Here is a 14,624-nt window from a genome sequence, read left to right on the forward strand (position 1 = left end):
GGTGCAGTTTATGGATATTCTGACCCGGTTTGAGCTCAGAAAGATCATGAGACGGAAATCATTTTTTATAGGCATAACACTTATAATCGTCGTGGCCTTATTAGGAGTATGGGCGCTCGTTTCGGGTGCGTACATAACGGACAAGGACGGCAATGATCTAAAAGGACTGGAAGCCATCCCGCTCCGAAAGGAATACAACCGCCAGCTAGCCGGACCGCTGACGATAGAGAAAATAGCGGCTGCAGTCAAGCAACATCAAAAAGTCATACATGATCCGAAAAACCTTAACGAGAAGGGGGAGCTCACAAATGAGGCTTATGTAACCTACAAAGAGCAGAGTTATCAGATTGATACGTTGATCCGGTTTGCTTTTTCCCATTCCCGTGAATACGATCATTATATTATCGACAGCATGACACCTAGTACTGCAAAGACCTTCTACCAGGAACGTCTCGATAAGGTGAAGGAGTACATAGACAGGGATTATACTCCCGGCAATGCTTCTGCCAAAGAGAATGCTTTTTTTATGCGGATGAATAAGTCCATTCCAGTCCCCTTCCAAATGGACTATGTAACCGGCTGGGAGAGTGTGTTCGAGAACCTGCAGTTTGTTTTATTGATCAGTGCGTTTGTGATTGCGATTTGGCTTGCTCCTGTCTTTGCCGGTGAATACCAGAGCGGGGCGGATGCGATAATCTTGTCCTCCCGTTATGGCCGCAATAAGGTGATTGCCGCCAAATTGAAAGCCGGTTTGATTGTCTCCCTTGGCTTGCTTGCTGTGGGATTAGGCACCTACACTCTCTTGATGCTTGGGATTTTTGGATTTGATGGGGGAAGCGCCAGCGTGCAGATGATCAAGCTTTTTGCCCCGGTTCCTTTCACGGTGTTTCAGACCTATTTATGGGCAATTCTTATTGGCAGCCTGGCCTGTCTGACCGTGGGGGCGGTGACGCTCTGGCTGTCCAGCCGGATGAGCACCCCATTTCCCGTTATCATTGTCATTGTCATTTTGCTGATCGGCCCGCTGTTTTTTCCGGCTAGCAAGAGCAGCCGCTTGTATAATCATATTATGAACCTGCTGCCTGGCAAAATGGTTGACGGCATTACGAGAGTAACCGAATACGAAGGATATTCTGTGTTTGGACAGCTGATTCCCAGCTATAAGTTTGCTACAGGCTTTGCAATAATTGTTATTGCCCTGCTCCTGCCCTTTACTTATCGCGCCTTTAAAAACCATCAGGTGGTTTGATAGGAAAAACTCAAGGTGCAGCTCTCAAGTTCCAAACGGAAGTTGTCAAAAAAGTACGGATTCGCAGATTGCTGATGCAGCAGTTTGCGGACCCGTTTTGTTTTTTTTCGGGAGCACTGTAACTATTTCGGAGGCTTGGACGAATAAGTAGTAGAAGGCTGCGGGAGAGGAGGGGATTCGGACGAACGATATCCAGAGAGGAAACAGACAGCGCTCCATTATGGAGGATGAGGCTGCGGGTCACCCGGATGATGAGGCAGCCGTGCTGATCAGGTTCCGGCAGGGAGAACGGGAGGCTTTTGAATGGCTGGTTCGTCAATACCGGCAGCCTGCGGTAGGGTTTGCCTATCATCTGACCGGGGATTATCATACCGCCGAGGATTTGGCACAGGACTCTTTTGCCTATCTGCTGGTGTATCCGGAGAGATTCGATACCCGCGCGTCTTTTAAAACCTATCTGTTCACAATCCTCCGCAACAAAAGCATAGATTCCTTGCGGAAGCGGCAGCGGACCCTGCCGGTTGAAGCAGGGAAGCGCAGGCGTCCCGATTCCTCCTTTTCAGGGGATTACTCAGGAGATAACCTGCCTGAAGGAAACCGCATGCCGCCTCCCGGCAGGGAGGATCCCGAGCGGATGGCGATTGTGCACGAGGAGGACCAGGAGTGGCAACGGCGTTTGCTTACGCTCAAGCCGGATTACCGGATGGCCGTGTATCTCGTTGATGTAGGTGAGATGTCTTATACAGAAGCGGCAGCTATTATGGGCCGTACAACGGTGAGCTTCAAAGTGCTGCTGCACCGGGCCCGCAAGAAGCTGAGGCAGATATACGAAAAGGAGGAGTGGGATTGTGAAGCCAGCCGAAGAGGAACAAGCGTTTCTAGAGGAAGTGTACCGGAAAGCCCGTCTGCTGGAGTATGACAAACGTGAGGCTGAGAAGGTGCAGAGAAACAGCCGGAAGCTCGACAGGCAAAGAAATACTAAGCTGGCGGGTATTGTGCTTACTGCGGTTGCTGTTTTTGTAATGATCAAGTTCGAAGTTATTGATGTAGTGTTGCTCGTCTTGCTGTCACTCCTCCTGATCGGAATAGGACTGATGGTGGAGAACACGGAGTTTACCTGGGACCAGGAAAGCGATTAGTAGTAAGTAGTCAAAAGCATGTGAGGGAGAGGACCAGAATGGAACTTGTAATTGAACAACTGACCAAAACCTACGGGAGTAAGCAGGCTTTAAACGGTGTCAGCTTCAAAGTAGGCGAAGGGATACACGGCCTGCTTGGTCCTAACGGGGCAGGCAAAACAACGCTGATGCGGCTGCTTGCAACTTTACTTACACCCACATCCGGCAAAGCAACGATCGGTGGAGTACCTTTGACGGACAAAGCGCAGATCCGCCAGCTGGTCGGTTATCTGCCGCAGGAATTTGCATTTTATCCAGGGATGTCGGTGCTTGAAGCGATGGATTATCTCGCACTTTTGTCCGGGGTGAAGGGGCATTCGGAGCGGAAGCGGAGAATCGACGATTTGCTGGAGCAGGTGAACCTGACGGAGCAGCGCCGGACCAAGGTGAAAGCACTGTCCGGCGGAATGAAGCGCCGGCTCGGCGTGGCCCAGGCAATGGTGCATGAACCGAAGCTGCTGATCGTCGATGAGCCCACGGCAGGGCTTGATCCGGAAGAGCGGATCCGCTTTCGCCGGCTCCTCAGCCGGTTCTCTGAAGGGAGAATCGTCCTGTTGTCCACCCACGTTGTGGAGGATGTGGAATCCACCTGTGAGCAAATGACCGTGCTGCATAAGGGAAGTCTGCGCTATCACGGCAGAATCGGTGACCTGACGGGGGCTGCCGCCGGACGCGTCTGGACGGTGGAGCTTGACCGGGCGCAGTGGGAGCGGGACCGTGACCGCTTCCCTGTGCTGTCTGCTGTGCCGGAAGGCACAGGAATGCGCATCCGTGTTCTCGCCGATCAGCAGCCTTATCCGGGAGCGCAGCAGGCCATACCGTCTATTGAGGATGCCTATCTTTACCTGATGCGCAAGGAGGAGTCGTTCGTATGATAGGGCTCATTGGTAAAGAGATTCGCATGATTCTGCGCAGTCTCGTCTTTTATGTATTTATACTAGTGGCCTGCTTCTTCTATTTCACCGAATATGCCGCAGAGCAGACCTGGAGCGAGCTTCGGCCTCCCGTTATGACTGAGCCGCAAAATGTGGGTCCCCCGGAACATCCTTTTTACGGCTGGAAGCTGCCCGGGAACACCTCTGAACTTGCTACGCAAATGAGGAAAGAGATGGGCTGGGACCTGGATGCCGGTTCAACAACCAAGCTGAGAATCGGCTTTCCGCTAGAGAGCAAACTGGATAAGCAAGAAAAAGCTGCCCTCACCGAGGCTGCTTCCAAGCTGGACATCATTCTTAAAGATTCGGACAAGTACACGATGGAAGACGTTTACAAGGTTTCTGATGATTTGAACGAGCAACTTGGCGGGAGCAGTATGTACAAAAGAGGGATGGATGAATTCGGCTTTGGTATCGATAACTACGAGGAAGCGGTGAAAGCGCAGGAACAAACGCTTGTACGCTACAACGAGGTTGTAGAGGCCGGAGAGCTGCTACCCGGAGCCGCACGGTATTTCAGCGATTACCTCGCACTCCCGGCTGGTATCTTTCCGGTATTCCTTTCGGCCTTTCTGCTGCTCCGTGACCGCTCCAGCCGAATGAGCGAGCTGATATACAGCCGCCGGGTTTCGTCATGGACCTACGTCGGTTCAAAGTTTATCGCGCTTGGGATCATGCTCTCCCTGATTTATCTTGTGCTTGCAGTTGCCGGCGGCTGGCAGACCGTAAATGCCCTGGAACTGAAGGGACAGACGGCGGAGGCGATTTTCCTCTTCCTTGGATACACAGCTTGGTGGCTGCTGCCTACAGTCTGGGCTTCGATTGCCTTCGGAATGTTCGGCTCTATGCTGTTCCGCCGGGGGATTGTGCCGATCGCCCTGCAGATCGTCTGGTGGTTTATTTCTGTGCTGCCGCTTATGGGCTCCTATGGGCTGTACAAGTTGATCATCCGCTTTAACACGCCAAGGGACGCTGATTTATATAAAGGCTGGGTGGATGAGATCGCAATTAACCGCAGCTTCTACATTCTGCTTGCGGTGCTGCTGGCAGCCGGAACCGCGCTGCTCTGGGAAAGAAACCGCAGCCAGGCGGATTCCGGATGGGTACGGGGGAACAAAACCTCTGCAAGAAAAGCCAAAACAGCCGCGGGGGAAGCCTCATGACAGGTCAATCACTCCGCGTGCTTGGTTGGTACAACCTGAAGCTGACCGCCCATTATTCGTGGCTGCTGTCCATCGCCCTGCTGTGCAGCGTGCATTTCTTCATGGATCCTCAGCTCATGGAATGGGGAGATGTCGCCAAGCTGGGAGAACAATTGATCAGCTTCCTTGGCCTGATCGTGTACCCCCATCTGGCGATGCTGGAGGAAGGCGGAATCGGTGAGGTGCTCTACGCCAAGAAGGTGCGGCATCACCCTATCTTTCTGTTTCGCTGGCTGTCCGTTACTTTGTTTATTTTCTTGATCATTGCCGTTTTTTTCACCAGCCTGCATTTGCGCGGCGCGGTCTTTGACCTATGGCCGATGATCGGCGGAGTTGCCATTACCGCAATGGCGATCGGATCCGCAGGTATGACGGCCGCTCTATTACTCCGCAACATATCGGGCGGATACATTATCGGCTTTGCCTGGTATCTGCTCGACTTTATGACAAAGGGCCGTCTGACCGGACATTTTTTTCTGTTTGGGCTAGTGAAGGGCGGATGGGATCCTGACAAATGGCTGCTCGCCGGACTGTCATGCGCACTTGCCGTGTTCTGTGCCTTCCTGCTTCCGGCCCGGAGACTGGACTGAAGGCAGCCCAGGCGGGCAGAGTAGCTAGCTCGGCAGCCTGTTTGAAATAGAACGAACTTAACTCTTCAGCATCTTCGCTTAACCGGCGAGACTCCCTCACAACCTGAGATTGATAAAGCGAAGCAGAAAGTCCAGCACGCTGCACCCGCAAGGACGGCGGGACTTGCACCGGAGCCGAAAAACTAAACAAACGGCATAACATATAACTGACCGCCTTAAAGTCATTGTAGTGACTGAGAGGCGGTTTTTTGCCGTGCAAAACTGCTGACATTACGTCCCGATCTGCAAACTGCATCGAATGGGTTTCCCGCTTCTATGTTCATTCTTTTTGGGCAAAAAGCCCTTGTTCGCATACCTAATCTCCAGTAAATTGGCTCATTCGTTTTCATTTGTCTCTATGATAGACTTCATATTAGAAGCTAATTGACCGAAAAAAAGATATACTTACATTTACATTTAATTTCTGTCCGCCACTTTCACAGAGGAGGCTCTATCATTGTCCGACAATCTTTTTAAATATCTGTATTTGCGGTCTTCTACAGGATTTGCAGTCGTGTCCATGAAGGATGGGACGATACAACTGGCCAACCCTGCACTGTGCAGTATGTTCGGGTATACGGAAGCGGAGTTTATGAACCTTCGGTATTTGGATATTTCCTGTACGGAAGAGAAAGACACAGCAGATCATGAGCAGGTTATAAACCTATTGCTGCAGAGCCCGGGTGCGGCTGTAGACAGTGAAAATCAATTTACACGCAAGAATGGTGAAGTCTTCTGGGTGGCACTGCATTTGTTTCTGACATTTGATGAAGCTGGTGGTACCCCTTTATATATGATTGCGGAAATGAAGGATATTACGGACCGCAAGCTGGCAGAGAAGAAGATACTCGAGGAGCATTATCTCTATAATCTGATTTCGCAGAATACACCGGATTTGATATCTCTCGCTGATCCTGAGGGTACGATCCATTATGTTTCACCCTCCATTGAACGAGTGCTGGGATACTCTACCCATGAAATGATCGGTAAAAAAAGACCGGATTACTACCATGAGGAAGACGCATTGGAGATGACCGAGCAGGGACTGCTCTATTCGGACAACGATGTGTTTACCCGCAGGGTGCGCCATAAAGACGGGCATTATCTTTGGATTGAAAGCTCTTTCCAGATCATGCGCGACGATAAGGGTGGGGTTCAGCAGGTCTTGACGGTTGCCCGGGATATAACGGTCCGGAAGAAATACGAGGACATGCTGGCGAACGCCCAGTTTCTGGCCCGGATGGGCTCGTGGGAATGGGAGGCCTCCAGCCAGCAGTTGATTGCTTCCAAGGAAATGCGCTGTATCTTTGGCCCTACCGATGATATTAGCAATCATACCGTCTATGATCCGCTGCTCATCAAGGAATGTGTGGAGCCTGAAGATCTGCCCAGGGTTATGGAGGCGCTGCTTGATTCGGTGAAACACGGGACGAAAGGCGGAGCGGTCTTCGGAATTACGGCGGCCGACGGCATGAAGAAATTTATCGATGCCCATTGGGAAGTGGCTCAGGATTCCTCAGGTAACATAAGACAGATTAGCGGAGTGGTTCAGGACATTACAGCTCATCGGGAAATGGAGCAGCAGCTTCGGGAAAGCGAACAGAACTACCGGCTCATTTCGGAAAATTCCCAGGATTTCATTTCCCGCAATGCAACCGATGAGGAAGCAACCTATCTGTATGCCTCTCCGGTGAGTCTGCAGATGTTCGGATATACACCTGAAGAGATGGTAGGCACCGGGGGAATGGATTATATTCATCCTGAGGATGCAGCCCGTGTCCAGGCCTATCTGCGCAGCAGCATGAAAGGGGAAAGGCTTGAGCCTATCGTCTTCCGGTTTCTGTGTAAAGACGGCTCTTACATCTGGACAGAAACGACCCTGCGCCACATTGGTACCGGTGCTGGAGGGGATACGGAGATAGTCGGCATCACCCGCGACATCTCGGAGCGGAAGCAATATGAGCTCAAAATGCTGGAGAGCGAAAACCGCTATAAGTCTTTGTTTGAATATAACCCTTCGGCCATCAGCGCGATGGATTTGCAGGGACGGATCCAATCGCTGAATGCCAGCCTGCAGCATTTGACGGGTTATTCCTGTGAAAGCCTGCTGTTGTCAAACTACTGCGATATCTTTGATCCGGAAGAGCTGGATTTTGTGGCAGAACGCTTTCTTGTTGCTGCAAGCGGTGTAGCTCAAACCTTCGAGAGCAGACTGCTTCACCGGGATGGGCATGTTGTCGAGGTCAGCATGATTTATGTGCCGATAATGGTAGACAGCCGGGTCGTGGGCGTATTTGCCATTACGAGCGATATTACGGAGCGCAAACGGCATCTGGAGCAGATTGAGAAGCTCAGCTATGAGCATGCGCTGATTCTGAATTCCGTTTCAGAAGGTATTTTTGGCATGAATCTTGAGGGTGCGACGGTATTTATCAATCCGGCGGCGTCCGCAATGCTTGGCTACGAAGCCGGGGAGCTGGCGGGTGAGATCAGGCTGCCTACGATCGAGCAGACGTGGCTCGACGGAGAGCCATATCCTGGAGGGCGGAAGAATCTGAGGGAATGGCTGGAGGATCATCTCACCTATGATGAGAAAGAGGGCGTATTCTGGAGACAGGACGGTTCAAGCTTTCTCGTTAAATACCGGATGACCCCCCTGTTCGATAACGGTGTACGGAAGGGTGTTGTGGTTGTGTTCCGCGACATTACCGAAGAGAAGGCGATTGTACGGGCTAAGGAGTCTGCCGAGCAGGCGGACCGGGCCAAATCTGAATTTCTGGCCATTATGAGCCATGAGCTGCGCACACCCATGAACGGGATTATCGGCATGGCTGATTTGCTTGAAGGCACCGTGCTTGATGAAGAACAGCAGTATTATACGCAGATTATTACCAAAAGCGGTGGGACGCTGCTGCATATTCTCAATGAGGTGCTTGATTTCAGCAAAATTGAAGCGGGCATGATGACGATTGAGCTGCAAGCTGTGGATCTCCGCCAGGTTGTATCGAACGTCACAGATATCTTTTATCCCCGTATCAAAGAGAAGGGGCTCTCGCTAAACTGCGAGCTGGATGACGCGCTGCCACCGCTGGTGTTAACGGATGAGACCAGACTGCGCCAGATTCTTGTAAACCTGGTCGGCAACGCGGTGAAATTCACCGAAGAAGGGGAAATCGGGATTCAAGTGAAGCTGGTGTCATCCAGAGATTCCGGCGAGTGTGTTCTTAAATTTACCGTGACGGATACTGGGATCGGTATTCCGCTGGACAGCCAAGGGCTGCTGTTCCAATCCTTCTCCCAATTGCATCCATCGATCAACCGCAAATATGGCGGAACAGGTCTGGGACTGGCCATCAGCAAGAAGCTGGTGGAGCTGCTGGGTGGAGCGATAGGCGTGGAGAGCCGTGAAGATGAAGGCTCGGAGTTCTTTTTCACCCTCCATACCACTCTTCCAAGAGAATTGTCCTCCGCGGGCGGCGCTGCTGCGTTCCCGGCTACGGAACGGCGGGAGAACCGTAGCAAGTACAAAGGCTCCTCCAGCGGGGTGTACGGTCCGCTCTCGATTCTAGTTGCCGAGGATCATCCTGTGAACCTGAGATTGCTGCAGGCGTATCTCAAGAAGCGGGGATATGATTCCGATGTGGCGTCCAACGGGGAAATGGCGGTCGAGGCCGTGCTCACCGGGCAGTATGATCTGGTATTTATGGACATTCAGATGCCGCTCATGGATGGGATTGAAGCGACAGCCAAAATCCGCGAGGAGCTTGGATTGTCCCCGGTCATTATCGCCACTACAGCTTTTGCCCGCAAAGAAGACAAAGAGATGTGCCTGAGGGCGGGCATGCAGGATTTCATCTCCAAGCCGATCCGGCCGGAGGAGCTGGACAGGGTGCTGAGGGAATGGTCGGCTTATTCCCGCAGATAGGCTGAAGAGCCATACGGGAGTCAGGAATGATTGGCCTCAATTGAGGTTATTCTGAAAGAATGAAGGTTGAAAAGCAAGGAGGGAGGGCAGCTAGTGAGAGTGTTGTTGTATGTGCTGTTTGCGATCCTTTACCTGCTGACCACGTTCTTCGGCCTGGGTCCCGTACTGTTCGCTGACGGCTCTGCCAAGGAACGGATCCTTACGCTGATTGTCGTGTTGCTGATTTATACGGCGATCACTGTATGGATGCGCAGTCTGTTGAAGCGGCTGGGCAAGCATTGACAAAGTCTGCTGCGCTGACTATATTTAGATTATTCGTAATTTTTACGTATAAATATAGCCAGCGAGAGGGTAACGCGATTGCAAAAGATGAAACGCGGCGATTTTGTTATTATTGTATTGGTTTTTCTTGTAGCCGGCTCCATCTATGGAGTCAAATGGATGAATAACCGGAATGAGCATTATGCACAAGGGGATTTGAAAGCCGTTATTACAGTGAACGGCAAAGAGTATAAAACTGTTTCATTGACCAAAGAAGAGCAGATTATTGAGATGAAGACTAAGTTCGGCCACAATATATTAAAAGTGTATGATTATGGAATTCAGATGACGTATTCTGATGCGCCGCTGCCGATTGCCCTGGAGATGGGCTTTATTTCCAGACCGAGGCAGCAGATTATTTGTATTCCGGCCCGGCTGATGGTTGAAGTCGTCAACCCCGACAGATCCATTGATGATGATGATGAGCTGGACGCAGTTATTTAGCTGCCGGTAAACTTTGAATCTGCTCCCATGCGGCCACCGAGTCGGCATTGGTGTACACGTAAGGAGTGGAAGGCTGGGGAATCGCTGTAATGCTGTCTGGATCAATCTGCATGATTTCCTTGCCGCCGTATTTCACAACCTGAAGCTTGCCCCGAACCTCAATCCAGGTATCGGCGGGCAGGCTTATTTGTGTTTGCGGATCAAGCAGGATTCCGAAAGGAGTGGCATCGGCAGTACAGCATTGGACGAGAAAACGGCTGACCGCATACGAACTTTTGCCGGCCACCGCCGGTTCGCGGTACAGGAAACCTGAGACGGTGATCTCTTTACCAGCAAATTGGCCTTTATACAGGTCGATTGCTCCGAACGTTTCGGAGAAAATTTCCGGATAAACCGTAATGACATCCTGTGCGTGAAGGTTGGCGGCAAGCTCCGCGAATTCCGCCTGATAAGGATTGGCTGCGGCGAATGACTCTTTTTCCCGCGGTTCCACCGTGGTATAGGATAAGGCGATGCCTTTTTTGGCTGCGGCCGCGCTGCCCAGAGCACGGTCGGGAAGCAGGAAGCCGAGCAGCAGCGGAAGCAGGAACAAGCCGTAAAGCGCGCTGCTTCTGAGCCCGGTGCGGGGCAGACGGTGCTCGCAGTCGCACAGGACACTGCTTTTGCCGAACAAGGCCTGAATCCCCAGGCTGAGTGCCATGAGCGCAAGAGGTATGGGACAGAGCTTAATCCAGCGCGCCAGCTTCGGGGCGACATAATAATGCAGCGCATCCTGCTGGACCAGATGCCCAATGTACAGCGCGAAGAGAAGCAGAATAACCGCCCTGAGCAGATAGTGGAACCGGATACTGCCGGAATCGTTCATCTCTGGCCCTCCTGAAAGTTTTGTGAGAAATAGCGTCATAACCCTAATGAAACCAGCACTGATCCGATAAAGACGGCGGAGAAGATAAGGAAAAATAAGTAAAGCGCGAACTTCGTCTTGAACAGCGAGAGCAGCATCAGCGAATTTTTGAAATCCAGCATCGGTCCAAGCACCATGAATGCCAGCAGTGATCCCGCCGGGAAGGTGTGCAGAAAGGTGGAAGCGACAAAGGCATCGGAGGTTGAACATAAGGAAAGGACAAAGGCCAGCCCCATCATGAACAGATAGGATCCCAGCGGCTTCTCCCCAATAGCGGCCAGACTGCCCTGATTCATAAAGCTCTGAATGCCGGAGGTCAGCAGGCAGCCGATAATCAAATATTTGCCCATCTCAAAAAACTCGTCCGATGTATGCACGAAGACGGCAACCAGTTTGCCTCCGCGTGTGCCTTGTTCATGGCGTTCCCCGGTTTCACGCTGAATAGAAAGCCGCAGCGGCGACTTTTTCACCGTGATGTAAATGATAAGGCCGATCAGCGCGGCAACGGCAAACGCAAGACCCATACGGGCATAAGCGAGTCCGGGATGGGAGCGGAAGGCCGTCAGTGTCGCCCCATAAACGACGGGATTGACCACGGGTCCCGAGAGAATGAATACGACGGCAACATACAGCGGCATTCCCTTATGCATCAGGCGGCGGACCAGCGGGATCATGCCGCATTCGCATACGGGAAAGAGGATGCCGAGCAGGCAGCCGAACAGGATCGCCGGAACCGGTCTCCGCGGAATCCAGCGTGAGATGATCTCGTCCGGAACGAATACGCGGAGCAGGGAAGACAGCAGCGCACCCAGCAGCACAAACGGCAGGGCTTCCAGCAGAATGCCGATAAAAGCTGTTTTGAACGTATCCACATAGGCATTGTCCAGCAGCTCCGGGTGCTCCGGCAGCCACACGATGCCCGCAATAATCAGGAAGACGGCGGGAATGAGCAGCGGCAGTATTTTAAACGGAGAAAAGGTTGTCAAGGCATCTTAGGCTCCTTCCCGGCATGCGGTATTAACCGAACAGTGCAGACCAGCGCTCCGTCAGCTGCTGTTCATCCAAATGTAACCCTATGAAGACGACATAAGGCAGCCCGGGATAACGTGACGGCTCCCAGCTTGCGCGGTTTCCGGCAAATTGTACCAGCTGGACTTCAGCCTGACCCCTCAGCCGTACATGTCCTTTGGCCCGGAGGAGGCTGCCGCCCCATTCGCGGAAGAAGCCCTCCAGCTGTTCCCTGTAGATTCCGCTATCTTCCGCTTGCGGGAATGTTAGTGTCACAGCAGCCACCTGCGAATATGAGGGTTCGGCTTCAAGCCTTGGTTCCTGCACAGCGGTTGCACCATGGGGCTGACCGGCGTTCATCCGCTTAAGCACGGACCCGTTGATGCTGCGGGAGCTGCGCTGGGCAGCTGCGGTACGGGATGTCCGGGCAGTGATGCCGGCCAGCAGCGGAGCCACGTTGATTTCACTGTAGTGGGTAAACACAATCTCGGATTCCGCATTATACTTGCGGACGGCCTTTTCAATTTTCCATAAGGTTTCCGGCTCTACAAGATCACTTTTATTGACGATAATCAGATCGGCACCGCTGATTTGCTTGCGCAGTGTCCGGACAAGCTGCTTGTCGGCAGAAAACCGGCTGTTGTACTCGAGCATGTTTTCGGCATCGAGAAGGGTGACCGTATAGTGCAGCGCCAGCCGCTTGCTGAACGAAGGTTCCAGCAGCGACTTTGCGATCTCTTCGGGATCGGCGACGCCGGTAAGCTCGATAAAGATCATATCCGGCCGCCGGGCGAGCAGTGCATTCAGGCTTCCCGGCAGTTCGTCCTTGCGGCTGCAGCAGACACAGCCGTCCAGCAGTTTCTCCACACTTGTCCCCGTATGCTCCTGCAGAATGTAGCCGTCAACATCGCGTTTGCCCAGCTCATTCATCACTACACCGGGATTCAGTCCCCGTGCCTTGCTCTCTTTCAGCAGAGTGAGCAGGAGGGTTGTCTTCCCGCTCCCCAGAAATCCGCTTAATATAATCACCGGTATCTTCATCGTCCACACTCCCGTTTGAATCTTGCAATTGCAAGAATCATATTTTCATATTTCCATTTATACGTAATTTGATCTAAGGAAAGACCACATATTTGAGAGAGTAGAAATTTTCTGCATGCCCTTGTTGACAGCAGGGGACTCAAACATGTAGAATGTGTAAATCGTAAATATTACGATTAAATAAAAGGAGATGAACGCTGTGAGAGTAATTGTGACTTTGGCCTGCACAGAAACCGGCGACCGCAACTATACCACTACCAAGAATAAGAAAACCCAGCCGGGACGGATCGAAATGAAGAAATATTGTCCCCGTCTGAAACGGGTTACGCTGCACCGGGAGACACGCTAAGTTAAACAGGCTGGGTTCTGAAGCCGCCTTGCGCTGCACATAACCTTTCATCTGTCATCCCTATCCCATCTAAAAGTCTAAGGAGTAAATCTATGAATAAAATTCCTGTTACCGTGCTCAGCGGATATCTGGGCTCCGGTAAAACCACATTGCTCAATCACATTCTGCACAACAGAGACGGCCTGAAGGTCGCTGTCATTGTCAATGACATGAGTGAGGTCAACGTCGATGCTAGTCTGGTGAAATCCGGCAACACTCTCTCCCGGACCGAGGAAAAGCTGGTGGAAATGTCCAATGGGTGCATCTGCTGTACACTCCGCGACGACCTGCTGCGTGAAGTGAGCAATCTGGCCGCGGAAGGCCGGTTTGATTATATCCTGATCGAATCCTCCGGGATCAGTGAGCCGGTTCCGGTCGCGCAGACCTTTACGTATGCCAATCCTGATCTGGATATTGACCTGACGGAGCTCGCCAGACTGGACACGATGGTCACCGTTGTGGATGCCAACCGTTTCTGGCATGATTTCGCTTCCGGAGACAGTCTGATCGACCGTAATATGACGGCGGGCGAAGGGGATTTCCGCGATATTGTAGATCTGCTTATTGATCAGATTGAGACCTGCGACGTATTGCTGCTCAATAAATGCGATCTCGTTGAAGAGCAGGAGCTGAACAAGCTTGAGGCTGTGCTGCGCAGACTTCAGCCGGGCGCCAAGATCATCCGTACGGTTAATGGTGTCGTTGATCCCAAGGAGATTCTCAATACGCACTTGTTTGATTTTGAGAAGACAAGTATGTCCTCCGGCTGGATTGCGGAGCTGAATAAGGAGGAGCATACACCGGAGACCGAAGAATATGGCATTGGCTCCTTCGTCTACCGGCGCAGAACACCTTTCCACCCGCAGAGATTAAGCTTCTTCTTCAGCAATTGGCCGGAAGAAGTTGTGCGGGCGAAGGGGCTGGTCTGGCTGGCTGCGAAGGGCGATCTCGCCGCGAGCTTAAGCCAGGCCGGGCCTTCGATCCAATTTGGTCCGGCCGGTTACTGGCTGGCGACTCTGCCGAAGGAGCAGCAGCTTGAAGTGCTGGCGGCCGAGCCTGACGTGAAGGCCAGATGGGACGAGCAGTGGGGCGACCGGATGAATGAGATTGTGTTCATCGGAGTGGCCATGGACCGTGCGGCGATTGAAGCCAGACTGGACCGCTGTCTGCTGACCGGAGAAGAACTGCAGCAGGACTGGAGCCAGTTCAATAATCCGCTTCCTTGGGCTGCCGAGGAGCTGTTGGCAGCCGCTCAGGAGTAGAGGCGGTAAGCGAGAACAAGTAGAGAGCGGATCTCATAGAGGGTGCCTCCAGCCAGTTTGCATTTTGAAGGACCTGTTTCCACATGAAAGTGGAGATTGGGTCCTTTTTATTCATTTGGAATCCATATTGTTTGTTGC

Annotated in this window: 14 protein-coding genes; 11 read left to right on the forward strand and 3 right to left on the reverse strand. The window is 52.2% G+C overall.

All coding sequences use genetic code 11. The features are described from left to right. The first annotated feature begins 10 nt into the window (after positions 1 to 10). From H70357_RS12035 to H70357_RS12075, 9 genes are all read left to right on the forward strand, one after another. Complete coding sequence (locus H70357_RS12035) at positions 11 to 1,249, forward strand: ABC transporter permease subunit (protein ID WP_038589512.1); 1,239 nt, start codon at positions 11 to 13, stop codon at positions 1,247 to 1,249. 220 nt (positions 1,250 to 1,469) lie between these two features. Beyond that, entirely contained in the window at positions 1,470 to 2,168 is a 699-nt protein-coding gene (locus tag H70357_RS12040) for an RNA polymerase sigma factor (RefSeq protein WP_038589514.1), read from the forward strand. Beyond that, complete coding sequence (locus H70357_RS12045; protein WP_156130860.1) at positions 2,098 to 2,388, forward strand: hypothetical protein; 291 nt, start codon at positions 2,098 to 2,100, stop codon at positions 2,386 to 2,388. Before H70357_RS12040 ends, H70357_RS12045 begins: the two co-directional genes overlap by 71 nt. A gap of 38 nt (positions 2,389 to 2,426) precedes the next feature. After that, positions 2,427 to 3,302, forward strand: a complete 876-nt coding sequence (locus H70357_RS12050) for an ABC transporter ATP-binding protein (protein ID WP_038589519.1) — start codon at positions 2,427 to 2,429, stop codon at positions 3,300 to 3,302. Further along, positions 3,299 to 4,525, forward strand: a complete 1,227-nt coding sequence (locus H70357_RS12055; protein WP_038589521.1) for an ABC transporter permease — start codon at positions 3,299 to 3,301, stop codon at positions 4,523 to 4,525. The genes H70357_RS12050 and H70357_RS12055 overlap by 4 nt, the downstream gene beginning before the upstream one ends. Next, entirely contained in the window at positions 4,522 to 5,154 is a 633-nt protein-coding gene (locus H70357_RS12060; protein ID WP_038589524.1) for a hypothetical protein, read from the forward strand. The genes H70357_RS12055 and H70357_RS12060 overlap by 4 nt, the downstream gene beginning before the upstream one ends. Positions 5,155 to 5,650: 496 nt before the next feature. After that, positions 5,651 to 9,118, forward strand: a complete 3,468-nt coding sequence (locus H70357_RS12065; RefSeq protein ID WP_038589526.1) for a PAS domain-containing hybrid sensor histidine kinase/response regulator — start codon at positions 5,651 to 5,653, stop codon at positions 9,116 to 9,118. Positions 9,119 to 9,211: 93 nt separating this feature from the next. Continuing rightward, a complete protein-coding gene (locus H70357_RS12070; RefSeq protein ID WP_038589528.1) occupies positions 9,212 to 9,400 on the forward strand; it encodes a DUF6954 family protein in 189 nt (62 codons plus the stop codon). Positions 9,401 to 9,487: 87 nt separating this feature from the next. Then, entirely contained in the window at positions 9,488 to 9,883 is a 396-nt protein-coding gene (locus H70357_RS12075) for a NusG domain II-containing protein (protein ID WP_038599330.1), read from the forward strand. Here the strand turns inward: H70357_RS12075 and H70357_RS12080 are convergent. Genes H70357_RS12080 through H70357_RS12090 form a run of 3 tightly spaced genes read right to left on the reverse strand, consistent with a single transcriptional unit; the run spans position 9,876 to position 12,836 of the window. Then, positions 9,876 to 10,748, reverse strand: a complete 873-nt coding sequence (locus H70357_RS12080; RefSeq protein WP_038589531.1) for a TIGR03943 family putative permease subunit — start codon at positions 10,746 to 10,748, stop codon at positions 9,876 to 9,878. The two genes, H70357_RS12075 and H70357_RS12080, sit on opposite strands and share 8 nt — an antisense overlap. 35 nt (positions 10,749 to 10,783) lie before the next feature. Continuing rightward, entirely contained in the window at positions 10,784 to 11,773 is a 990-nt protein-coding gene (locus H70357_RS12085; protein ID WP_038589533.1) for a permease, read from the reverse strand. Positions 11,774 to 11,804: 31 nt separating this feature from the next. After that, on the reverse strand, positions 11,805 to 12,836 hold the full coding sequence (locus H70357_RS12090; RefSeq protein ID WP_038589536.1) for a CobW family GTP-binding protein: 1,032 nt from the start codon (positions 12,834 to 12,836) through the stop codon (positions 11,805 to 11,807). 199 nt (positions 12,837 to 13,035) lie between these two features. Here H70357_RS12090 and rpmG point away from each other — a divergent pair, with 199 nt between their 5' ends. Then, a complete protein-coding gene (rpmG, locus tag H70357_RS12095) occupies positions 13,036 to 13,185 on the forward strand; it encodes a 50S ribosomal protein L33 (RefSeq protein ID WP_038589539.1) in 150 nt (49 codons plus the stop codon). Between the two features lie 92 nt (positions 13,186 to 13,277). Continuing rightward, positions 13,278 to 14,486 carry a GTP-binding protein gene (locus H70357_RS12100; RefSeq protein ID WP_038589541.1) on the forward strand — a complete coding sequence of 403 codons (1,209 nt, stop codon included), beginning with the start codon at positions 13,278 to 13,280 and terminating at the stop codon, positions 14,484 to 14,486. Positions 14,487 to 14,624 lie beyond the last annotated feature (138 nt).

The organism is Paenibacillus sp. FSL H7-0357 (genome assembly GCF_000758525.1).
GTDB lineage: Bacteria > Bacillota > Bacilli > Paenibacillales > Paenibacillaceae > Paenibacillus_AQ.